Origin of the sequence: Mucilaginibacter sp. PAMB04168, from assembly GCF_039634365.2 — a bacterium.
In the GTDB taxonomy this organism is placed as follows: domain Bacteria; phylum Bacteroidota; class Bacteroidia; order Sphingobacteriales; family Sphingobacteriaceae; genus Mucilaginibacter.
The window spans coordinates 4,598,937-4,622,959 of sequence record NZ_CP155079.2 but is presented as its reverse complement, the minus strand read 5'-3'; the positions used below and the strand labels follow the sequence as shown (position 1 = coordinate 4,622,959).

At 42.6% G+C, this 24,023-nt stretch carries 17 protein-coding genes; 12 read left to right on the top strand and 5 right to left on the bottom strand.

Features of this window, described 5'->3' with window-relative positions; genetic code table 11:
- Nucleotides 1-81 precede the first annotated feature (81 nt).
- From ABDD94_RS19485 to ABDD94_RS19465, 5 genes are all read left to right on the top strand, one after another.
- Entirely contained in the window at nucleotides 82-906 is an 825-nt protein-coding gene (locus ABDD94_RS19485) for an ion transporter (protein ID WP_345953629.1), read from the top strand.
- Between the two features lie 145 nt (nucleotides 907-1,051).
- A complete protein-coding gene (locus tag ABDD94_RS19480) occupies nucleotides 1,052-1,876 on the top strand; it encodes an ATP-binding cassette domain-containing protein (RefSeq protein WP_345953628.1) in 825 nt (274 codons plus the stop codon).
- A 7-nt stretch (nucleotides 1,877-1,883) separates the two neighbouring features.
- Nucleotides 1,884-2,663, top strand: a complete 780-nt coding sequence (locus ABDD94_RS19475; RefSeq protein WP_345953627.1) for a hypothetical protein — start codon at nucleotides 1,884-1,886, stop codon at nucleotides 2,661-2,663.
- Nucleotides 2,664-2,667: 4 nt separating this feature from the next.
- A complete protein-coding gene (locus tag ABDD94_RS19470) occupies nucleotides 2,668-3,042 on the top strand; it encodes a GntR family transcriptional regulator (RefSeq protein WP_345950424.1) in 375 nt (124 codons plus the stop codon).
- Nucleotides 3,043-3,049: 7 nt separating this feature from the next.
- On the top strand, nucleotides 3,050-3,769 hold the full coding sequence (locus ABDD94_RS19465) for a hypothetical protein (RefSeq protein ID WP_345953626.1): 720 nt from the start codon (nucleotides 3,050-3,052) through the stop codon (nucleotides 3,767-3,769).
- Nucleotides 3,770-4,160: 391 nt separating this feature from the next.
- Here ABDD94_RS19465 and recQ read toward each other — a convergent pair whose 3' ends face one another.
- Nucleotides 4,161-6,311, bottom strand: a complete 2,151-nt coding sequence (recQ, locus tag ABDD94_RS19460) for a DNA helicase RecQ (protein ID WP_345953625.1) — start codon at nucleotides 6,309-6,311, stop codon at nucleotides 4,161-4,163.
- A 112-nt stretch (nucleotides 6,312-6,423) separates the two neighbouring features.
- On the opposite strand from recQ, the gene ABDD94_RS19455 reads away from it, so the two are divergent.
- Nucleotides 6,424-8,940, top strand: a complete 2,517-nt coding sequence (locus ABDD94_RS19455; protein WP_345953624.1) for a M14 metallopeptidase family protein — start codon at nucleotides 6,424-6,426, stop codon at nucleotides 8,938-8,940.
- 78 nt (nucleotides 8,941-9,018) lie between these two features.
- Here ABDD94_RS19455 and ABDD94_RS19450 read toward each other — a convergent pair whose 3' ends face one another.
- The 3 genes from ABDD94_RS19450 to ABDD94_RS19440 all read right to left on the bottom strand — a co-directional run bounded on the left by ABDD94_RS19450 (nucleotide 9,019) and on the right by ABDD94_RS19440 (nucleotide 13,915).
- Nucleotides 9,019-11,469 (bottom strand): outer membrane beta-barrel family protein, encoded by a 2,451-nt coding sequence (locus ABDD94_RS19450; RefSeq protein ID WP_345953623.1) that lies wholly within the window; start codon nucleotides 11,467-11,469, stop codon nucleotides 9,019-9,021.
- A gap of 330 nt (nucleotides 11,470-11,799) precedes the next feature.
- Nucleotides 11,800-13,557 carry a PspC domain-containing protein gene (locus ABDD94_RS19445; RefSeq protein WP_345953622.1) on the bottom strand — a complete coding sequence of 586 codons (1,758 nt, stop codon included), beginning with the start codon at nucleotides 13,555-13,557 and terminating at the stop codon, nucleotides 11,800-11,802.
- A gap of 25 nt (nucleotides 13,558-13,582) precedes the next feature.
- The gene (locus tag ABDD94_RS19440) at nucleotides 13,583-13,915 is read right to left on the bottom strand and encodes a PadR family transcriptional regulator (RefSeq protein WP_345953621.1); all 333 of its coding nucleotides are present in this window, start codon (nucleotides 13,913-13,915) and stop codon (nucleotides 13,583-13,585) included.
- A gap of 171 nt (nucleotides 13,916-14,086) precedes the next feature.
- Between ABDD94_RS19440 and ABDD94_RS19435 the strand changes: the two genes are divergently transcribed.
- The 4 genes from ABDD94_RS19435 to ABDD94_RS19420 are packed head-to-tail and all read left to right on the top strand — an operon-like array spanning nucleotide 14,087 to nucleotide 19,936.
- Nucleotides 14,087-17,284, top strand: coding sequence for a SusC/RagA family TonB-linked outer membrane protein (locus ABDD94_RS19435; RefSeq protein WP_345953620.1), 3,198 nt, complete (start codon nucleotides 14,087-14,089; stop codon nucleotides 17,282-17,284).
- A gap of 15 nt (nucleotides 17,285-17,299) precedes the next feature.
- Nucleotides 17,300-18,763, top strand: a complete 1,464-nt coding sequence (locus ABDD94_RS19430; protein WP_345953619.1) for a SusD/RagB family nutrient-binding outer membrane lipoprotein — start codon at nucleotides 17,300-17,302, stop codon at nucleotides 18,761-18,763.
- 26 nt (nucleotides 18,764-18,789) lie between these two features.
- The gene (locus ABDD94_RS19425; RefSeq protein WP_345953618.1) at nucleotides 18,790-19,443 is read left to right on the top strand and encodes a DUF5011 domain-containing protein; all 654 of its coding nucleotides are present in this window, start codon (nucleotides 18,790-18,792) and stop codon (nucleotides 19,441-19,443) included.
- 19 nt (nucleotides 19,444-19,462) lie between these two features.
- The gene (locus tag ABDD94_RS19420; protein ID WP_345953617.1) at nucleotides 19,463-19,936 is read left to right on the top strand and encodes a lipid-binding protein; all 474 of its coding nucleotides are present in this window, start codon (nucleotides 19,463-19,465) and stop codon (nucleotides 19,934-19,936) included.
- A gap of 65 nt (nucleotides 19,937-20,001) precedes the next feature.
- Here the strand turns inward: ABDD94_RS19420 and ABDD94_RS19415 are convergent, their stop codons facing one another.
- Nucleotides 20,002-20,328, bottom strand: coding sequence for a hypothetical protein (locus ABDD94_RS19415; protein ID WP_345953616.1), 327 nt, complete (start codon nucleotides 20,326-20,328; stop codon nucleotides 20,002-20,004).
- Nucleotides 20,329-20,525: 197 nt separating this feature from the next.
- Here ABDD94_RS19415 and ABDD94_RS19410 point away from each other — a divergent pair, with 197 nt between their 5' ends.
- Nucleotides 20,526-21,650 carry a DUF6515 family protein gene (locus ABDD94_RS19410; RefSeq protein WP_345953615.1) on the top strand — a complete coding sequence of 375 codons (1,125 nt, stop codon included), beginning with the start codon at nucleotides 20,526-20,528 and terminating at the stop codon, nucleotides 21,648-21,650.
- A gap of 338 nt (nucleotides 21,651-21,988) precedes the next feature.
- A complete protein-coding gene (locus ABDD94_RS19405; RefSeq protein ID WP_345953614.1) occupies nucleotides 21,989-23,776 on the top strand; it encodes a PAS domain-containing protein in 1,788 nt (595 codons plus the stop codon).
- Nucleotides 23,777-24,023 lie beyond the last annotated feature (247 nt).

The window sequence follows — 24,023 nt, the reverse complement described above, 5'->3', positions numbered from 1 at the left end:
GCTGTGCTAACACAAAGCTGCGTATGTGGGTGTTAGTTACCTGTTACAATCATTTTTCACAACGGCTTCTACTTTAAAAAAATGGCATTACCCGAACCTCAAGACTGGCGCTTTAAACTGCATGAGGTTATTTATGAGTCGAACACGCGGGCAGGTAAGGCATTCGACGTAGCCTTGCTGATAGCTATTTTCACCAGCATTATTGTGGTAATGCTGGATAGCGTACAAAACATTCACCAAAAGTATGGCGAATTGTTCTATTATCTCGAATGGGCTTACTCCATACTTTTCACTATAGAGTATGTTTTAAGGTTAGTAAGCATTAAACGGCCGCTCAGCTATGTTGTTAGTCCGCTGGGTATAATTGATTTGCTGGCATTAATTCCCTCTTATTTAAGCATATTTTTCGTTGGCGCGCAATCACTGCTGGTATTCAGGGCGCTTCGGTTGCTGCGTGTTTTCCGGATATTTAAATTAAGCCGCTTTCTTACAGAAATTAACTTTTTAACCGTGGCGTTGAAAAGCAGCTTGCGTAAAATCAGCATCTTCCTGCTTACCGTGCTTACGCTGGCCGTAATATTAGGATCAATAATGTACCTGGTGGAACGACGCGAGAACGGTTTTTCAAACATCCCCGAGAGTGTTTACTGGGCCATTGTTACGATCACCACGGTTGGATATGGAGACATATCGCCCGTTACGCCTGTTGGTAAATTTGTGGCCTCAGTAGTAATGCTTATTGGTTATGCCATTATAGCGGTACCCACCGGTATATTAACGCATGACCTGGCTATGGCAGCCCGGCAGAAGAAGGAATTGCCCGAGTCATGCCCCAATTGCGGCCGCGAAGGGCATGATGGCGATGCCAATTACTGTAAGTATTGCGGTTCTAACCTATACGCCTGAGGCCCTTCAAATTCTGTGTCTACTACGGCTCTTATAGGCCATTCTACTACACCTCTTAACTGAGAATAAAAATATTTAAAAAATTATTTGTTAATGTAAATTACTTACCTACATTTGTAGTGTACTATATAACTAATACACTATTATGGTTGAATTATCACAATTAACATTTGGTTATGGCAAGCAAAAGCTTTTCGATAACCTAAACCTAACCTTAAAGCCCGGCCATATATATGGGTTATTAGGCAAAAATGGTGCAGGCAAATCAACCCTGCTAAAAAACATGGCAGGGTTGGTTTTTCCTTGGAGTGGTAAGTGTACCGTAAAAGGGTACAACGCCGCCAAACGCCAGCCAGATTTTTTGCAGGAGGTATTTTTTGTACCCGAGGAAATTTACATGCCGGCGGTAACCGCTACGCAGTTTGCCGAAAGCACCGGGCACTTTTATCCAAATTTTAACCCACAGCAGTTTGCCAACTTTTTATCGGAGTTTGATGTACTGCCCGATAAGCTTTTAACCAAGCTTTCATTCGGTCAGCAAAAAAAGGTAATGATTGCCTTTGGTTTAGCTACCAACACGGCACTGCTTATTATGGATGAGCCAACTAACGGACTCGATATTCCTTCAAAAAGCCAGTTCCGAAAAATTATTGCCTCGGCTTTAAGTGATGAGCAGTGTGTAATTATATCAACCCACCAGGTACGCGATTTAGATAACTTGATTGACACCATAGTGGTAGTACATAACCGCCAAATTGTGGTTAACAAATCACTTGATGAAATTGCCGAGAAGCTAACTTTCGGCAACATACCAACCACCCGTACTGATTTTATTTATGCCGAAGAGAGTATGCTGGGTTTAAATGCCATTACGCCGAACACGGACGGCGATTACGGCAAGGTAGATATGGAAATACTATTTAATGCCATTATCAGCAATAATAAACAACTAACCGAAATTTTAAAATAACCTTATCATGAGCAATACATTTAGTTTTAAGCGTTTCATCATGCTGTTTAAAAAGCACACGCTTGAGCATGGCAAAACCTATCTTTTATCATCGGCTGTGCTGGCCGGCTTGTTTTTTATAAGCCTGGGTTTTATTTCTTACATAAACCATGGAGATCTTCAACCGGGCGCCCAAGGAGTAATCTTTGTCATTTTTTTATTGTTTGCCGGCAGTATATTCACCAGCTTAATCTTTGCGGAGCTAGGTGATAAAAAGAAGGCAGTACCTGTACTAACGCTGCCGGCTTCACATCTCGAAAAATATTTAATTGGTTGGGTGTACTCTTTCATCATCTATCAATTGGTGTACATTGGTCTATTTTATGCTGTTGATGGTATTGTACTTAGTATCAGTAATACGTCTCCATCCGGTAAATTGCAGTTGGTTGATCTTTTTGATGATAACAGCAAGTTTTACTATGTATTTACCATCTACGCATTATTTAACGCACTTACACTTTGCGGCGCAATTTGGTTCGAGAAACTGCATTTTATCAAAACAGCTTTTTTGTTCTTCATTTTTGTACTGGTATTAACGCTTATTAACCAGCCTGTTTTGCGGGCTATAATAGGCAGGGATATTTTCAAAGGTGTGCTTTTTGAAAACTTGCGGTTTGACGATGGCGGGCACTATCGCAGTATTGAACCTGGCTTTGATGCACCTGTGGTTCACTTTATTATTACCATGCTCATTTCAGTTTTAGTGTGGGGATGCGCTTACTTTAAGCTTAGAGAAAAGGAGGTTTAATTACATGAATTTTAAAGACAAAGAAGCCATATATCTGCAAATAGCAGCGTATGTGAGCGAACATATATCACTGGGTAAATGGCAGCCCGAGCAAAAGTTGCCTTCTGTAAGAGAGCTGGCAGGCGAGCTGCAAGTAAATCCTAACACCGTTATGCGTACTTACGAACATTTACAAAATCAGGAAGTGGTTTTTAATAAGCGTGGACTTGGCTTGTTTGTAGCGCCCGATGCTTTAGAGAAAATTAAAGTAATACGTAAGGAGCGTTTTTTACAACAGGAACTACCCGATTTTTTCAGGAGCCTGTACCTGTTAGATATAAGCCTTAATGAGGTACAACAGCATTACGAAACCTTTAAAGCCCAAAACTTTTCAAACTAAACACATCATGAAAACCAGTAATAAAATATTGCTTGCAGCTGTGCTTATTGTAGTAGCCTACACCGTAGGGTACGACTTTGCCCTGAAAGCCGAGTACGATAAGGGTGCTTACAAAAACAAATTTTACAGAATGACAGAGTTCAAAGTGAGTAACTTTGATTCTATTAGTCATAACACTACTAACATTGCAGGGGTTAAAATAGAGCAGGGCGATAAGTATGGCGTGTGGGTTGATGACAATATGAAAGATCAGGTAAAAATTGAACAGCAGGGCACAACCCTCAACATCAATTGTGATACTACTAAAGATCTTCGCAGGCGTCCATACTACGCTAGCATTGTAATAACCTGTCCTAAATTAAAAGGCTTAAGTACGCACCAATTGAAAACTGCACATGATGAGGACAACGCTAACGGCGATGGAAGAATAGAAATAATAGGGTTAAACCAAACCGTGCCACTTAGTATCACGGCAGACAAGGGCGTTGATATCCTCCTATCTAAGAATAAGCTGGGTATGCTTAACGTTAATTTAGGTACAGCAAAAGACAGAGCCGAACTATTCATCTATAACAGCAACTCCATACAGGTGGCTAACCTGCAACTTAAAGGCCGCAGCCAGTTAAATTTAGATAACCCAACCATTGTAAAAGGTAACTACCACTTTGGCGACAGCACTATGGTTACCTTATCGGGCCAAGCGCTGAAACTGGTGCCGCAACAATAATTTAGTTTTAGTTTTGTATTCATAGCCACTGCCGCGGGGCAGTGGCTTTTTTGTTTTGCATTGGTAAGGCTCAAGCCACCCTTTTCTTCTAAATTTTTAGGCCCTTGCAACAAAGCGGTCATTGGTGATATGTTAGCGGCAAAAAAGAACTTCATAATGCTTGAAGGGTGATTGCCCGGCTATCAATTACAACTGTCTGTCTCGTCCTGAACAAGTGTTCGCATAGTACTTTACGGACACCTGCTGAGCTAAAATTGAGGATTAATAAGGTTCACCTTACTGACACAATGTTGTCATTAACCTTTTATGGTTTGGGTAATCAGCTTTTTCATAACAGCTTCCCGCAGTATCGAACACCCCATTGGGATAACTATGATTGGTGAAAAGCCTGTTATTCTTCGCGCTTTGTCCAGCTCACCATCGCCTTAATTTCGGCATAGCTAAAGCCGTCGCCTAACACTTCTTTAAGCGGGGCCAGTCGGTCTGCACCGTAATTTTCTATCACCTTTTGTATCGCCTGCATTTTTTGCTGGGGTACTATCTCCGTTACATCCATTTCGCCGGTTTGTATAAAACTGCACAAGTGCGACTCGATGGTATTGACCGACAAGCTGCGCTGGGCCGCAATCTCGGCTATGGTTTTGCCTGAGCGGTAAAGCTCAAAACTCTCGCGCTGCGTGCCACTTTTAGGCGCACGGGCTGTTTTAGTTTTGGCACGCGCTGGTGGCTTAGCCCGCTTGCTGCTTATTTGAGACGACAACCCATGCTGCTCACAGTAAGCGTTAATGGCCTGCAAAAATCCGGCACCGTAACGGTTTAGTTTCACCTCACCAAAGCCCGATATCCGGCCAAGCTCCTGAGCCGTTTGCGGCAAATAGGTAGCCATTTCCAGCAGCGTAGCATCTGAGAGAATGATATAAGCAGGTACATTTTCGTTCATGGCCATATTGTAGCGTACAGTTTTCAAATCCTCCAAAAGGCCACCCTCATATGCCGGTGTTTGTATATCGGCCGCAACTTCTATTGCTTTTGCTTCAATAAATTCCACTTTTTGATGGCCTTTCAGCACAGCATCACTGGCAGGGGTTAGCTTAAGCACCGGGTAAGCGTCATCAGTAACCTGCAGGTAGCCTTGGGTAACCAGTTGGTTTAAGTAGCGCTGCCAATCGGCCTTGCTCACGTCGGCTCCAATGCCGTATGTTTTCAGTTGCTTGTGTTCTTCCCTGATCTTCTCGCTTTTGGAGCCGCGCAACAGGTCAATCACGTAGGTAGTGCCAAACCGCTGATGAAGCCGCACCACTGCCGATAGTGCTTTTTGCGCCAATATAGTGCCGTCGGACCTTTTAAACTCCGTTAAACAAACATCGCAGGAGCCACAATGCTCAGGGAACTGTTCATTAAAGTAGTGCATGAGGTACTGGCGGCGGCAAGTTTGTAGCTGGCAGTACTTAACCATATCATCCAGCTTTTTAAGCATTATGCGGCTCTGCTCCTCATTGCCATCTACCTTGGCAAAGCGCTGCAGCTTAAACGCATCACCAGCCGAAAAGAACAGCAGTGCCTCCGATGGTAGGCCGTCGCGCCCGGCGCGGCCGGTTTCCTGGTAATAACCTTCTATGTTCTTGGGCAGGTCATAATGTACCACATAGCGCACGTTCGATTTATTGATGCCCATACCAAAAGCAATAGTAGCCACCATAATTTTAACCTCATCGCGCAGAAATTGTTCCTGGTTACGGGCTTTGGTTTCGTTATCCAAACCCGCGTGGTAAGCCTTGGCTGCATATCCCTGGCTACGCAGGTCGGCTGCTACATCTTCGGTAGAAGAACGGGATAGACAGTAAATGATGCCCGAGTCATCCTTACGGGAAGCCAAAAAATCGAGCAGTTGTGCGTAACTGTTTTTCTTGGGCGCTACAGTATAACTTATATTGGGGCGGTTAAATGAGGATACGAATTCGGCAGGCCGGTGCAGGGCTAGCTTTTCTTTAATATCCTGCCGGGTAAGGGTGTCGGCGGTAGCGGTAAGCGCTATAACCGGAATGGCTGGGAACTCCGTTTTAAAATGCGACAGCATCAGGTATTCGGGCCTGAAATCGTGCCCCCAGTGTGAAATACAGTGTGCCTCATCAATGGCAATCAAGCTTACGGGCAGCGACTTTAGAAATCCTACCAATCGGCTTTCAGAGCTAAACAAGCGCTCAGGTGCCAGGTACAACAACTTAATCTGCCCGGCTTTTAACCGGTTAATAATGTCTTGCTGCTCACCGTTGCTTTGTGTTGAATTTAAATAGGCCGCGGGTATGCCGTTAATGTTCAGGCTGTCTACCTGATCTTTCATCAAAGCAATAAGTGGCGAAATAACAATGGTTAGGCCGGGCAGCAATACGGCCGGTAACTGATAGCATAAGGATTTACCGCCGCCGGTGGGCATCAGCACCATGGCATCGCCTCCGTTTAGCAGTTGTTGTATAATGGCTTCCTGCTGATGACGAAATTGAGTATAACCAAAATATTTTTGCAGGGCTTGTATAGGGGTCATGTATATAAATAAAGGGTATTAAAGATACTCAAAATTGGGCAAACGGTCAATTATTTATAGCAACCCGTAAGGTAATTGACAATAGTTTGTTAGTTTTAATGCATACAACGTTATGAAGAAAATCTTTACGCTTTTATTGCTGTGTTCAAGCTTAATCCGTTCAGTTTCCGCCCAGGGCTTGCAGTCTCCAGCGCAATTTTTAGGGTATGAGCTGGGTAGTCAGTACACTTACCATTACCGCATTGCAGAGTATGTAAGGCATGTTGCACAAAACTCTAAACTGGTTAAGTTACAGTCTTATGGCACCACTAATGAGGGGCGCCCGCTTATGGTAGCTTTTGTAGGCAGTGAAGAGAATATAGCCCGGTTGGATGATATCCGAAAGCACAATCTTTACCTGGCCGGCTTAAGTAACGGACCCGCAACCTTGAGCAACGCACCTGCTATTGTTTGGTTGAGCTATAACGTGCATGGCAACGAGCCCAGCAGCAGTGAGGCTGCGCTCCAAACGTTGTATGATTTAGTTAACCCCGCTAACACGCGTACGCAAGCCTGGCTAAAAAATACAGTTATCGTAATTGACCCCTGCCTTAACCCCGACGGGCGCGACCGGTACGTAAACTATTATAACCAAACACGCGGCTTACTGCCCGATCCCAATTCATCATCGCGCGAGCATATTGAACCCTGGCCGGGCGGGCGCGTAAATCATTATTATTTTGACTTAAACCGCGACTGGGCCTGGCAAACACAAAAAGAAGTGCAAGGCAGGGTAGGGTTGTACAACCAATGGCTGCCGCAAATTCATGTGGATTTTCACGAGCAGGGCTTCAATAACCCATATTATTTTGCACCTGCTGCAGAGCCTTTTCATAAAGATATCACGCCATGGCAACGCGAGTTTCAGACTACCATTGGCAAAAATAACGCTAAGTACTTTGACCAAAATGGCTGGCTATACTTTACTAAAGAAGTGTTTGATTTACTTTATCCATCATACGGTGATACTTATCCGCTTTATAACGGCTCTATTGGTATGACCTACGAACAGGGTGGCGGGCCTACAGGTGGTTTGGCAGTTACTATGCGTAGCGGCGATACCTTAACCCTGGCCGACCGTATTGCTCACCATCACTCAAATGGGCTAAGTACCGTAGAAACGGCATCTAATAATGCGTCTAAAATACTTGCGGAGTATAAAAAGTATTTTGATGATGGGCAAAACAACCCTCCCGGCATATATAAAACTTACGTTGTTAAAAACGACAATGAGGATAAGATGAGGAAGCTGCAAGAGCTATTGTACGCTAATCAAATTACGTTTTCGGTAGGCACAAGCCGACAGGCCAGCGGTTATAACTACTTTAATGGTAAAAACGAAAGTTTTACTATTAATAAAAACGATATGGTTATTAGCGCTTACCAACCCAAAGCGGTATTGTTGAATGTGCTGTTAGAACCCAAAACTTTCATTGCAGACTCTAACACCTATGACATCACCGCATGGTCGTTACCTTATGCGTATGGCTTAAAAGCTTACGGATTAAAGGACGCCATTAATAAACCGGCACCCGGCAAAAATGAAGAAGTTGTGTTAGCACATCAGCCAGCCAAACCTGTACAAACTGGAAAGGCCTATGCTTATGTAGCGCAGTGGACCTCTGTAGAAGACGTGAAGTTTTTATCGGCATTGCTGCAAAACGGTATTAAGGTGCGCTATGCATCAGATGCGTTTACAGTGGGCAATAAGAAGTTCAATGCCGGTTCTATCATTATCACACGTGCCAGTAACAGTCAGCCCAATTTTGACCGGATGATTAACGAGATAAGTGAACGCTACTCGCGCACGCTTACACCTTTAGCCACGGGTTTTGCCGATACCGGTGCCGATTTGGGTTCCAGCGCAGTAGGTTTTATAACCAAGCCACGTGTAATGTTGGTATCAGGCGAGGGCGTCTCAGCCAATGATATGGGCGAGGTATGGCACTTTTTTGAACAGCAGATTGGTTACCCGGTATCTATTGTACGTTACCAGGATTTAGGCAGGATTAAACTGAGCGATTTTGACGTAGCAATATTGCCCGATGGCCGCTACTCAAATTTTCCGTTAGATCGTTTGCAGGATTGGGTTAATGATGGAGGCAAACTGATTGCCATGGGAGGTGCTATCCGCCAGTTTGCTGACAAAAAAGGATTTGCCTTAAAAAGTAAGGACGAAAAAAAGGATGATAAAGACGGCAAAAAGACGCCCGATCTTTCGGCCTATAACAGCCGCGACCGCGAATCGATAAAGTACAATGTGCCGGGCGCTATATTTAAGGTTTACCTTGATAATACACACCCTTTGGGTTATGGTTACCCTCCTTTTTACTATACTTTAAAATTAGGGGATGATATTTACGATTATTTGGATAACAGCGGCGTAAATGTGGGTGTGCTTAAAAAGGATAGTTATGTATCAGGCTTTGCTGGTCAAAAAGCCAAAGAAAAATTAAGTAACGGTTTATTGTTCGGCGTACAATCAATGGGCCGTGGATCTATAGTTTACCTGACCGATGATCCTCTGTTCCGCAGTTTTTGGGAAAACGGTAAGCTGTTGTTTAGTAACGCTGTATTTATGGTAAATTAAGATAGATACAAAAAAGAGCCAGGAGACAGGCGAGCTGATTTTCAAAGTCTCTTGGCTCTTGTTGTTGGCCGGCTAAGTTTAGTTACCCGATTTTACACGGCTTTTCTCCGCATCAGAACCCGTAGTGCGTTTGCGAGCTTGTATTTTGCTGTTACCAAAATTATAAGTGAAAGTTAAGCGGGCCACACGCGTTTCATTCTTTTGGAACACGTTGAAGTTTAAGTTGCCCTGGCGCACTGTTAAGTTTTGCTTACGGGTGTTAAACACATCGCTAACCGAAAATTTCAAATTAGCTTTTTTCTGCGCAAAAGATTTACTGATACCTGCATCAAAGTTATATTGATGACCAATATGGAATAAAGCGTAGGTTAACGGAGACTGATAGTTAAAGGTTCCTTCAAATTTTACGGTTTTACTTAAGGTAAAGGTGTTGATTGAATTGCCTTGAAGGGCATACTGCCCGTTATCTAATTCAAGTGCAGCAGATTTAAAGCCCAGGTAAAAACCGGTAACGTTGTTATTCATGTTCCACCATTTGGTGATACCGAACGGTAGGCTTAGGTTCAGGTTAAATGAATTTTGCTCGGCCAGGTTTTCGCGGGTAATAAAAGTTATCTTTTTATCGTCAATTTGTCTAGGTACCTCAGCCATTACATCGGTTGTTAGGCTGTAGCCTAAAGTAGCATTAAACCTCTTTTTAAAAGTGTATGACAATTCATAAGAGTTGGTGTACTGTGGCTTTAAATTAGGATTACCTTGCACATAAGTGTAAGCGTTCAGTATCTGGGTAAAGCTGTTCAGGTCATCATAACTTGGGCGATCTATACGGCGGCTGTAATTTAACCCGAGGCTGTGATTGTCCGAAAATTCATGGTTTACAAACACGCTTGGAAATAAGCTCAGGTAATGTCTGTCGTTCACGGTGGCTACATTGTAAATGTCGCGTGAATCGCCTTTAGAGTTCGTTTGCTCCGCACGCAAACCAGCCTGAACTGAGGTTTTTTTCCAGCTCTTACTAAAGTTAAAATAACCGGCATTAATGTTTTCAGTGTACTTGTACAGGTTAGTGCGTCCGGCATCTGTTACCCAATTACCGTTCAATATCGAGTCGGTACGTAAATCATTATCAGTACCCACATAGCTAAATTTTATACCTGCTTCCAACTTCATGGTTTTGCCAATTGGGTTGGTATAATCGGCTTTGTAGGTGGCAATGTTTATTTTGGTAGGCAGGTTGTTTCTAAGCAACGAGCCATATTTCAAAGTGCTGCCATCAGCCTGGAAAAAGTTGTTGGTGTAATTATTACTCTGCCTGTTAGCGAAGTGTGAATAATCGGCATCCATACTTAACTCTTTGCCTAAAGTGTCTAAAACAATCCGGTTGTTAATATTAGCGGTAATGTTGTTATATCTCTCGGCAGATGTGTTGCGGGTTGTGGTCACCGCACTGTTATTGATCCGATCCAGACTAATTAGTGTGTTATTGAAAGTATTGGCATCAAACGATGAGTTGTATCCGGTTAGTTGAATGCCAAGCGTGTTGGTTTTGCTCAAATCATAGTCTGCACCTAATTTATAATTGTGAGCGCTACGACTGCCTAACATATCGGTCGACTCGTTAAAAAATGTATTAACACCGGCATTGTTTATAGTCCGGTTCAGGTTTATATCCTGCGGACGTTTGTTGTTAAAGTAGCTGTAGTTACCAAAAACATTTAGCTTACCATCTTTATGGTTTAAGTTTAATGATGAACTGGCTTTGTGATTGTTGCCATAACCGCCTGTAGCTGCAATACTGCCGTTAGTACCGGCGTTGCGGTTCTTTTTCATCTTAATGTTAATGATGCCTGAATTACCGGCAGCATCATATTTAGCCGATGGGTTGGTGATAATTTCTATGGATTGAATAGAGTTGCCATCAGTAGAACGCAGCAGGCTTGATAGCTGTTGTGCCGAAAGGTAGGTAAGCTTACCATCAATCATCACAGTAACACCTTGTTTGCCTTTTAAGCTTATGTTGTCATCCTTATCAACCGTAACACCAGGGGCGCGCTCCAAAATCTCCATGGCAGAATTGCCGGCGGCCAACACACTGTTCTCCACATTCATTACGGTGCGGTCTATCTTGCGTTCAATTAAGGGCTTGGTGGCTACAACACTTACAGCTTTTAAGCTGTTGCTGCCTGGTACAAGTTTCAGCACGGGCACGCTTACTACAGCGTTTGCAGCAACGGTTACTGGTCCGCTAACTGATTTATCATACCCTATAATGGTGGCTTTAATTAAATAAGTACCGGCTACAACACGCTCAATAGCGTATTGGCCGCTTTCGTTGGTTAGGCTGCTTTTTACTATAGAAGAGTCTTTAACGCGTAACAGGCTAACGGTAGCAAAATCGGCAGGTTTTCCTTGTTCTGTAATTACCGAACCGGTGATTTTGCCGGTAGGGGCTGTATTTTGTGCTTTTACTGTACCTAGGCAGGTTGTAAGCCCTAAAAGTAAAAGTGTGTTATATAATATTGATTTCATGTGGGGTTAGGGTTTATGTGATTTGTAAAGTTTGGGCAATAGATATCCAGCTAAAGATTTATAGTCTTTTTTTAATTTATTAAACCTGATTGTTTTTGATTTATCTGCCAGTGCGGGCAGCTTGTGTTCTGTTATTTGATAGTAAGATGCAGAAAGGGGGCTTCTGGTTACACAAAAAATGAAATTTTTTAAAATACTATCGTCACCAGCTTTCAACCATAATTTTTTAACAACACACTTCCTCTACGTTATGGTAAATAATCGGTGTTAGCAAAATTAGCGCCCTGCCCATGTCATCATGAACCTTAGTACACAGGCAGGGCGCCGGTTTTATTGCTTTTTGTGTAAGCGGCGTATTACCACCGTTTTTTTGCGCACTGGTGCCGGAGCCACAGTGCTATCTATATAAACCGTATCTGTTGATACCTTAACTGTGGTATCCATTTGAGCTATGGTTGTATCTTTAACAGGAGCGTCTTGTTTTACAGCTGTTATTGCGCTGTCTAACTTACACTTTAAACCTTCCTCGGTCATGATGAATGGTGCGGGTTCAGTGCGGGAATGGTTTCGTTGACCCGGAAAGCAAGCATCAACATCCATATAGTTGGAGATAAATTCATTCATCTTATTGCTTACCATTATGGTTGCGTTAAGCGGAATGCGTAAAGTAAGTTTTACTTCTTCATTGTACCACTGATTGTTCTTCAATCTGCGAAGTTTTGAATCAAATTTTAAGATAGAATCCTGCTGAACAAAAACATAGCGGGTGTTGCGGGCATGATCCAGTGCATCCTCAAAATTTTTGCCCCGGGCGGTAAATTCTTCAATTAATACAGGGTAAGGTACATCACCTTTTTCGATGTCAATCCTAACGTTACGCGGCTCAAAGTCATCATCGCCCTCATCGGTCAGCGTTAGGTTTTTAAACTTGTTTTTGATGTCTAAACGGGCGCTGTCTTCTGCGGTTAAAAACATGGCATCGTTCAGTTCCAGGTAGTATATCTGTTTAGCATTAGGCTTTATATTTATAGTTTGCGTAAACCCGGCTGATTCTTTGAACTCTGCGGCCGCACGTGCACCATGGTAAAGCAACACAAACAAGGAGCTTACCCATATAATAAGCAAGGTATAACCAGCAGACCTGTTTAACGATACGGTATTAAACACAGCAGTTGAAATAACTACAATAAGCGCTGTAAGCGGTATAATAGTTAACAAGGCAAAGGCAACTCTCACCTGGTTGATGTACTCGTAGCTAAAAAACATGTCGGGTACGGAGAAATTGGTGTTCCCAAAAAACATGGTGCCTATTAATAATACTATAATGGCTATAATACCGGCAATACATGACAAGATGATGCCGATACCCAGCACCTTTACCAGCACACTGCCAGCACCTCCTAAAAACTTGCCAAGGTGATGGAAAAAATCGCTCACAAAATCGCGGGTTTTATAAGCTAAGGGGCGGGCTTCCTGCTTTACATCATGTAAACGGCCCCCAACTGCACTCAATTCAGCTTCAAAGTTTCGTTTAAAGCCTTGTAAATCTAAAGGTTCACCTTTCATGGCCATCCTGTCGGCACGGGTAACTGCCTTCGGAACGATTAGCCATAATATAACATACACAAGGAAACCGGTGCCGGCAAATACGAAAGCTACGGCAAAGAATAACCTTACCCAAACTGGCTGTATATCAAAGTAGTTAGCAATACCAGCGCAAACGCCGCCTATTAAATGGTCATCCTGATCGCGAAACAAACGGCGGGTACCAACAGGCGTTTCGAAAACGGGCTCACTAAAGCCTGCAGTACCTGTTTCATCAAGGGTTTCAAAATCCTTTACCGACCCCATCTGCTCTATAACTGCTTGTACATCCTGATCAACCAGTGCCTGGCGATTTTCCCGAGCAAGGATTTCAGTAAACATTTCGGCAATGCGGTTTTCGATGTCGGTTGTAATCTCCAAACTGTCGGCCGAGTTGAAAAAATGACGTTTTACGTCGGTCATGTACTCCTTAAGTAGCTCGTAAGCCTGCTCCTCTATGTGAAATACAGTGCCGTTTATATTGATAATGATTGTTTTGTTCATGATGATTTATAGTTTACTAAGGTTTTTATTTTCTTCCTTCGATAGAGGATTGCACGGCAAATGCCAGTTCCTGCCAGGTTTTGTCTAGCTGTTGGAGCACGTGGCGGCCCTCGTCAGACAGTACATAATATTTTCGTGGAGGCCCCGAAGTAGATTCGACCCAGTTGTAACTGAGCAGGCCGTTGTTTTTTAATCGGGTAAGCAAAGGGTATAGAGTTCCCTCAACTACAAGAAGTTGCGCTTTTTTCAATTCGGCAATTATATCCGACGCGTATATTTCGCCTCTGGCAATTATACTCAGTATGCAGTACTCGAGTATGCCTTTTCGCATTTGGGTTTGGGTGTTTTCTACAAGCATAATACAAAGATATATGTTTTGTAATGTATTATGCAATACATAGTACTAAATTATTTTTCTTAAATGGAATGTTTATAAATTTTTAATAATTTTTAACTAATACTTGTGTATTTGGGAACTTCAGCCTACTTTTATTAATTAACTATTAACTGATCTTATATTAACAAACAAATGAAGAAACTTCTACTTCTGAGTTTGTGCATGGTTTTGCTCTTTTTTGGGCAGAGTTATGCGCAAGACCGTACAGTAACAGGTACGGTTACAGGTAAAGACGACGGACAACCCCTACCTGGCGTTGTTGTGAAAATTAAAGGGACCCAATCTGCGGTTAGTACGGATGGGTTCGGTAAATACTCTATCAAGGCGCCAGCCAACAGTGCTTTGGTGTTTTCATTTATCGGCTACGTTCAACTTGAGGCTGCAGCTAAAGGCAACGTACTGAATGTTGCCTTGGAGCCTAACGTAAAGCAACTAGGTGAGGTAGTGGTAACAGCTTTAGGTACACGCCGCGAAAAGAAATCATTAGGCTATGCCCAAACAACAGTTACTGCTGAGCAAATTAATGCTTCATCATCAATAAACCTGTTTAGTGGTATACAAGGTAAAGTAGCTGGTGTTAACATTTCTAACACTTCGGGTTCACCCGGTGGTTCAACTAAGGTGATTATCCGTAGTTTCTCTTCTATCACTGGAAGTAACCAGCCTTTATACATCGTTGATGGTGTGCCAATTGACAACTCTCGCCCCGGCTCTGATAATAACTTCGACTTTGGTAACAACGCGAACGACATCGATCCTAACTCTATTGAGAGCATGAGCATTCTGAAAGGTTCAGCTGCAACTGCTCTATACGGCTCTCGTGGTTCAAACGGTGTTATTTTAATTACTACTAAAAGAGGTAAAGCAGGCAAGCCTGTTGTTGACGTTACACTGGGTACTACCCTAACAAGCTTGGCTTCAGTATATAACCCTCAAAAGGTTTTTGGACAGGGCTGGGATTCTCAATCTTACATATCTGAAAATGGTAACTGGGGCCCCAAATTTGATGGTGTAGTAAGGCCTTGGGGTGCTATTGTAAATAACTCACAATTGCTTAAGCCATTTTCTTATGTAGATAATAACGTAAAGAATGCTTTTGATACTGGTTTTGAAACCAACAACCAGATTGCCTTAAGCGGTGGTAACGAAACGTCTACCTATTACATGTCATACGGTAATGTATATAGCAATGGTATTCTGCCAACCAGCAACGATAGCTATAAAAGAAACAACTTCAGCTTAAAAGGATCTACCTCTTACAAAGGCTTTACTGCCGAGGCTTCAATGAACTACGTAAGCAAAGCTTCGAGGTTTGTAGCTACCGGCCAGGGTGATTCTGGTATTGGTGCTGGTTTTTATGAGGAAATACTGCAAATTCCGGGTAACATTCCAATCCGTGACTTACGCGATTACAAGAACCGGTATTTCAACGTAGATAATTACTTTACGCCATTTGCTGAAAACCCATACTACGTTTTAAACGAAAACGGCAGCCGTTATCGCAGTGACAGGATTTACGGTAACATTAACCTGAATTACAAAGCCAACAAATGGCTGTCATTCCAGATACAGCAAGGTGTTGACGTTAATAATGCCGGCGACAAAATCTGGCATAATGTAAACAGCCCTGTGCCGGGCAGCTGGAACGGTGGAGATGATACAATAGATCCAACCAATCCGGAAGGCGCTAAGCGCGCAGCTGATGTTGGTAACGTTATTGAGGAATCGTTTAAGCAATTTGAATATGATTCAAAACTTAACGCCTTATTCAATACAACAATTACATCAGACTTTGACGTGAATGGCTTGGTAGGTGTGAACTATAATGACAGAGGTACCCGTAGCCTGTATACTGAAGTTCAAGGATTAACTATTCCTGGATTCTATCAACTATCTAATACTTCTAACTTGCCAACTGCTAGTGAATCAGAAACACATCGCCGTTTATTAGGTGTATACGGACAGGCAACATTTGGCTACAAACGTTACCTTTATTTAACCCTTACAGGCCGTAACGACTGGTCTTCAACACTACCTAAAGGTGGTAACAGCTATTTTTATCCAGGAGCTAGCTTAGCGTATAACATAATTGAGTCGTTAGGTTTACAAAACACTGCTGTTTCGAGCGCTAAATTAAGAGCGAGCTATGGTAAAACCGGTAGTGATACAGATCCATATCGTATTATTAACACGCTTAACGCTACAAACGTGGTTTTGGGCTTTGGTAATAATACATTACCTTTTAATGGAGTTCCAGGTTATACCATCAATAACCAGTTAAACAACGGCACGCTGAAGCCTGAAACGCAAACCGAGCTCGAGTTGGGTGCCGAAGCTAACTTCTTTAAAAACCGTTTAGGTTTTGATTTTACCTACTACGCCCGTGTTAAAAAAGATCAAATATTACCGGTTGCTACAGCTCCTTCATCAGGATACACCACTGCGATATTGAACTTTGGTAAAGTAAGAAACCGTGGTATTGAGCTTGCCATTCATGGCACCCCAATACAGACCAAAACAGTTACCTGGGATGTAAACTACAATTTTACACGCAACCGCAACTTGGTACTTGAATTAAATAACGGTCTTGAAAAAGCTGTATTGACTTCTGCCTATGATGCTCAATTTGCTGCTATAGCTGGCCAACCATTGGGAGTTTTCCTGGCACCTGTACCAGTTTATGATCCAGAAGGCCGTATTGTAGTTAACAACCAGGGCTTCCCGGTTACTTCTACAGCGTTGGGTAACTATGGTACATCACAATCTGATTTTCAGATGGGCTTAAGCAACAGTATCCGCGTAAAAAACTTTGCACTAAGTTTTACATTTGACTGGCGTCAGGGTGGCCGTTTCTATTCTGGAACTGCAGATTTGTTGAATTTTGTGGGTGCTGATCAAAAAACATTATATAATGATCGTCGTCCGTTCATCGTTCCTAATTCGGTACAAGCTGTTGCAGGCCCAAATGGTACGACAACGTATGTAGAAAACACTACACCTATCAGCGAAATCAATTACGACGATTACTACTATACTAACCAAAACAAGGGGATAGCTTACCAAAACCGTATTTTGGACAAAACCTTCGTTAAGTTGCGTGAACTTACATTGTCTTACACTCTCCCAGTAGCTATTGCTCAAAAGATAGGTGCACAAAGAGCAATGTTTACGGTATTTGGCCGCAACCTATATACATGGTTGCCAAAACGTAATCAAACTATTGATCCGGAAGTGTCTAACCAGGGTATAGATTTGACCAGTGAGTTTGGAGAGTTTAGAACAGCACCTCCGTTAAGATATTTCGGAGCGTCATTGAAAGTTTCATTTTAATTTGATCTGAAAAACATGAAAAGAAATACATTATATAAATCAGCGCTTACATTTGGCATAGCATTTTTGTCATTTGGCTGTAGCAAAATTGCTGATATAAACGTTAGCCCCAACAACCCTTCGGTTGATGCGGCTACACCACAAATTTTGTTTCCTTCGGCTGTTCTTTCAGCAGCGGGCCGCATTGGCGGCGAGTTAAATATATTAGGAGGCGTTTGGTCACAGTATTGGACACAATCCAACAGTTCAGCCCAATACCGCAGTATTGATTCTTACAATCTGATACGTACCGATCTAAATGCGAACTATAGCGAATTATTTGCTGGCTCGTTAAGCGATTTGCAGTTAGCTATTACGCAGGCAAAAGCCGCGAATAACAATCAGTACTATTTAATGTGTACGGTGATGAAAGCTGTTGTATATGAAACACTGGTTGATTTGTATGACCAGGTTCCGTATACCGAGGCATTTAAGGGAATTGAGAACATACAACCAAAGTTTGATGACGGTTATAGCATTTACAAAGGTTTATTAGCCGAAATTGATGCGGCTTTGGCTACGAACTACAATGGTAAGCTGGTTGGATCAGCTGCTACCGCCGACCTAGTACTTGGCGGTGATATGGATAAGTGGCGCCAATTTGCAAATACATTAGAATTAAGAATGTATTTACGTATGATTAATGCCAAGCCGGCTGAAGCACAAGCCGGATACCAAAAGCTGGTAGCCCGAAAAGCTGATTACCTTACAGTAAATGCTGGCGTTACGCAGTACACTGATGCCACAGATAAACGTAATCCTTTTTACACTTATAACGTATTTGCCTTAAACAGTTCAACTAACTTAAGGGCCAGTACTACGTTGGTTTCTTACTTGAAAACCAATGGCGACCCACGTATAGTGCCTTATTTTACCTCAGCTACCACTACCTCAATTAATCAGGGCGATTTTAATGCAACACCTGCGGCACGCCCTGAATACTCAACTGCTAATACTCCTAATCAGGACGCTACAGATCCTGTTTTTTTCCTGACTGCTGCTGAGTCTTATTTTTTGCAGGCTGAAGCTGATTTGCGGTTTAATGGAGGTGTAAATACTGCTGCTTTGTACAACGAAGGTGTTAACGCAGCTTTTGAACAAGTTGGTGCTGTGCGCGGTAACCTTTATCCTTTCCCAACTGCAGGAACAACGGAACAAAAGATTGAAGCTATCATTGTACAAAAATGGGCCTCTTTGCCTAAAACCGGCCATACTTTAGAAGGCTTTTTTGAGCAGGAGCGTACAGGCTATCCAAGAATTAGCCCTGTGTACTCAACTGCCCTTGCTTATGTACCTGGTCAGTGGGTTTATTCTGCCACTGGTGTAACTACTGGCAAATTGTTCCCTAAGCGCCTGGTGTTTCCTGATGTTGAGCGTAGCCGTAACAACAATACTCCGGCCGAGGTGCCTATAACTACACCGGTATGGTGGGGTAAATAATTGTTCAAAAAAAATTGATTCTTATTATGAAAAAATATATAAAGCTTATTGGAATAGCATTAGTTTGTATTTCGGTATACTCATGCCAAAAAGATAAATTCGATTATAAGGAAGGGTACGTTGGCGAGTCGAAAATAACGAACTACGCGACGTTTACCATGAAAGGGGATACTTATACTTCTGTAGTAAAGGGTAGTACTTACACTGATGCCGGAGCGGCTGCAAAAGAAGGTAGTTCGGATTTGAAAGTAACTGCAACCGGTACAGTTAACACAGCTGTTGTTGGCTTATATACCATCAGCTACAGTGCAACCAACAGCGATGGTTTCCCTGCAAGTGTAACCCGTTACGTTGCTGTAATACCTACTGCTGAAGTGGCTGGTGTGAATGTTGCCGGAAGTTATGATTATGCTTCCGGAGGTACTACTGCTACGGTTACTAAACTAGCTCCAGGTTTTTACAGAACAAGTAATTTGTATTCAGCAGCTACAACAATTCCTGCATACGTTATTACAAGCGATGGTTTAAGCTGGACTATTCCGCTGCAAAGTACAGCCTATGGCCGCTTGCAGGGGACAGCAAAGTTAGCCGGATTTACATCGGGTAGTACTTTGAATTACTCTGTTGATTTGCTTGATCAAGGTATAGCCGGCTCAACTCGCAGATGGTTAAAACAATAACAAATTATTGATGAACATTATGAAAAAGATAGTTTATATACTGGTAGCATTTGCGTTTGCGTTTAGCTCTTGTCGCAAAGATGAAGTAGAAGCTGGAGGCACAAACGTGCAAGAGATGGCTGGTGAATTTTGGGTTCAGGCCAATGATGGCGATGATTCTTTTTATAAAATTACCACCTTTAATACTGCATCTAATTCTTCTACCCAAATGTGGCTAAAAGAAGAAGATTACGGGTACCAAACTTTGGTCAACGTAAATTTAACTGATGGTACGTTTTCTCAGCCAAACGGCACCGATATTACAGGAGGTTATATAGCTAAGCCAATAGTTATAACAGCTGGTAAAATTGTAAAAAATGGCACAAAGGCACCTGGCTCTGGTGTTCCTACCGACTTGATTACGTTTACTGCTACGTTTTCAAATGCTTCTGGTAACAACCAAGTTACTTACACCGGCTACCGGAGAACCAAATTTTTATCAGACGATCATTAATCGTTTACCACATTAAACAAAAAAGGAGCAGGTAACTGCTCCTTTTTTGTTTAAAACAATTCCGGTTATTCGCCATCAAGTCCTTCCGGGTCACCTTCCTGCTTCAGCTGGTCAAGCGACAGGTTTGTGGTGCCGCCCATATTTTCTTCAACCTCGCCAATATCACCTTGGGTAGTTAAAGGAGGCTGCGTTTCATTATGTTGCACTGCGCTACCGGCGTCAATGTTTTCAGCATCTCCGTATTCGGTCTCTTCGCGTTCATTTACGGCCTCTTCCTGCTCATCTGTGTTAAACTTTGCAGCATCGCTGTTGGCCATATCTTGTATTTTATCGTTATCGGTGTTTAAATAATCGTCCTGATTAGTTAAACCAGCATCATCATATTCTGTCATATATATAGTTTTATTAAACAACGTACAAAGCTGTTACTGGTTTTACTTTAAGTTAACAAGGGGTGTGCGCAGGGAATTAATGTTTAGTAAAAATTAATAGAGCGCTGTTAAACCGTAGGTAGTTTATACAGTCAAACTAATCAAATAAACAAAAACAACAGCTTGCTTAGGTAAGCTTTAAACTCCTCATATCATACATGAAAAAACTTAATAAATATTTGCTTACACTGGGACTTAGCGTTTTAACAACACTGTCCCTTTCCTTAACTGCAGATGCACAACGCGGCGGAAGAGGCGGTGGTTTTGGTGGTGGCAACCGCGGCGGCGGCGGCAGTTTTGGCGGGTCTCGTGATGGTGGTTTTGGCGGTGGCGGTTTTCAAGGTCGTTCAGGCGGTGGTTTCCAGGGCCGCTCAGGTGGCAGCTTTTCTCCACGGGGTGGCGATTTTGGTAATCGGGGCAGTTACAATACGCCACGAGGTAATTCAGGCCCAGGCCGCCAGAGTTACGGCATGCGTCCAAATTTTGGCGACAGGCAAGGCATTACACCTCGCGGAAGCTTTGATCGTAACCGTACTTACAGCGCACCCAGAGGTTCTTTTGGTTATCCACGCGGCAATTACAGCTACCGCGGCAATGTAGGCCGTCAGGGTTTCTATGGTCGTCCGGGTTACAGAGGCAGTGTTGGGCGCAGCTATTTTTATGGCCGTTCGTACTATCGTGGTGGTATAAGAGGTTACTACGGTCGTCCGTATACTGGCTTCTACCATAACTACCGGGGTTATTACAACAGTTATTATTACCCACGTTTAGGTTTTAGTCTTGGTGTGTTACCTTTTGGTTATTACTCATTTAATTGGGGAGGGAACCCGTATTTTTACAGCAATGGTTTTTATTATCAACAGTATAACAATCAATATACTGTGGTTGAACCGCCGGTAGGTGCCGAGATAGATCGTTTACCTGATGATGCCGAAGCCATCACCATTGATGGTCAGCAGTATTATGAATCGAATGGTGTATACTACCAGCCGGTTACTAAAGACAACGGCCGCATTGCTTACCGTGTAGCCGGTAAAGACGGCGAGTTGAATACCGATAATAACAACAGCCAATACAATGGCGACGATAATGGTGATTATCCGCAAATAGGAGACGTTATTGAAGAATTGCCTGATGGCGCCCGTAAGGTGAAGGTAGATGGCGAAAAATATTACGTAACTCCCGAGGGCGTTTATTTACACGAGCAACGCGATGCCAGCGGCAAAAAGATTTTCGTAGTAACCAGCGTACCCGGTAATGACGATAATGATGATCAGAATTAATTAATAAATGATAATAGTTTTTTTCTAAGGGTACGGCATATGCCGTACCCTTTTTTGTTCTTATACAAATAAAAATGTTTGCATTAACAAAGCACGGCAAAATGATAGCGGGTAATATGCAGCACTTTGCTCTTAGGTTTGGTGTATCGGAATAATTAAGAAACCGGCTCTCTGCTTTTGCTGTCCTATCAGCTAACAGCAGGATTCTTTTTTTCCGGCCATAACTTCTTTTGTAGTCTATACGTAAATAAGCTTTATAGGGATGCTGTATTGTTAGTCGTAATGATATATTTGCTTGCATCTATCTATGTATAAGTACTCCCTAATTAAGCCCGTGTATGGATGGAATTGTAAACCAAGGCGTAGAGCCATTTTTTAAGATCCTTTTTTATCAAAACCCACAACCCATGTGGTTTTTCGATACCGTTACTTTGCGATTTCTTGAAGTGAATGATGCCGCTACCAAGCACTATGGTTACAGTCGTGAAGCTTTTTTAAGCATGACGGTACGTGACATTCGTCCGGAGGAAGATCTGGAAAGATTTGAGGAGGTAAGGCGGGCCCTGAATGGTGCCAACACAATGCAACGCCCGTTCAGGCATATAAAAGGCGATGGCGCCATCATTCACGTACAACTTATTTCTTATCCTGTTGCATATGAGGGTTATAATGCCCGCCTAGTGATGGTGCATGATGTTACCGAACAAGAACTGCTTATTGAGCGGTTTAATCTGATTTCAAAGGCTACCCATGATGCTATTTGGGACTGGAACCTGGAAAGCGACGAGGTTTTGTGGAGCAAATCGTTTACGCAGATGTTCGGCTATACGGCCAGTGATATCGAGTCAAGTTCAAAATTCTGGTCGGCCCGTATCCACCCCGATGACCGGGACCGGGTAATGAGCAGTATATATGAGGTAATTAACACCCAAGAGAAGAACTGGACCGGGCAGTACCGCTTCTTAAGAGCTGACGGTAGTTATGCCTACATTTTGGATCGTGGTTATACCCTGTTTAAAGATGGCAAAGCTCTGCGTATGGTAGGGTCTATGATGGATACCAGCGAACAGGTTGAATTGTTGCAGGCCCGGTTAGATACGGAGGCGCGCTTGCATACCCTTACATCAGCATCGCCCACAGCTTTATGGATGTCAGATCACGACGGGGCTATCATTTACGCCAACCAAAAATGGAAAGACTGGTGTGATGTACAAGGCAATGAGGATTTGCGAGGCCAGTGGAGCCGGATCATTCATCCGGATGACCTGGAGATGGTTGTTGACCGTTTCACAAAGGCGCATATTAACCGGGTTGAGTACAACGTTGATTACCGTATTATATTGAAAGATGGTTCACTGCACTGGCTAACTTCAACTGGTTTGCCCCGTTATCAGGAAGATGAATTTTTGGGCTTTGTGGGTTCGTGTACCGATATTACCAGGCAAAAGTACCTGGAGTTGCAAAAGGATGAGTTTATAAGCACTGTAAGCCATGAACTGAAAACGCCGATTACCTCTATTAAAGCTTATGAGCAGCTAATATCGCGCTTAAAAACCGTAGATGACCCTAAAGCAGTTAGCTTCTTAGGGCGCATGCGACTACAAATAAGCAGACTGGATGCATTAGTGCAAGACCTGCTTGATATATCACGTATAGAATCGGGTAAATTAACATTCAATGCAACTGAACTGGAAATGGATGTGCTGCTTGCCGATCTGGTTAGCGACCTGCAATTGGTATTTACATCCCATCGCTTAGTAATAACCAAAAATCAGCCTTGCAAGATCAACGCCGATCGTAACCGTACAATTCAGCTCATTACCAATTTAATAGATAACGCCGTTAAGTACTCACCGTTAGGCAATGAAATATTTATTAACCTGGTGTGTGATGAAGCGTACCTGACATTTAGTATTCAGGATTTTGGGCGAGGTATACCGCGGGAGCAGCAGCCGTATATTTTTGACAGATTTTACCAGGTGAACGATGTTTATAAAGCACCAGGCTTGGGCATTGGGCTGTACTTGTGCAAGGAGATTGTTAAACATTTGGACGGTAAAATATGGTTTGAGAGCGAGCCGGGCGAAGGCACTACATTCTACTTCAAACTTTTACGGAATATCTAATGCCAAGAAGAACGGCGTATTAATTATTCGTTTATAAAACTTCCGTTTATCTGGCTTGTTTGTAATAAGCCTTATGCTGTGATTACAAATAGGCACATGTACGTTTATAAACGTCGTCTAATCACTTGATATTTTATATAGACAAATACTATACATTATCTTATTATTTGATACCCTGAACTTTTACAAAGTGTAGCTGTACTTTTATAAGTAGATTCAAAGAATAAACAGATTATAATTGATCTAA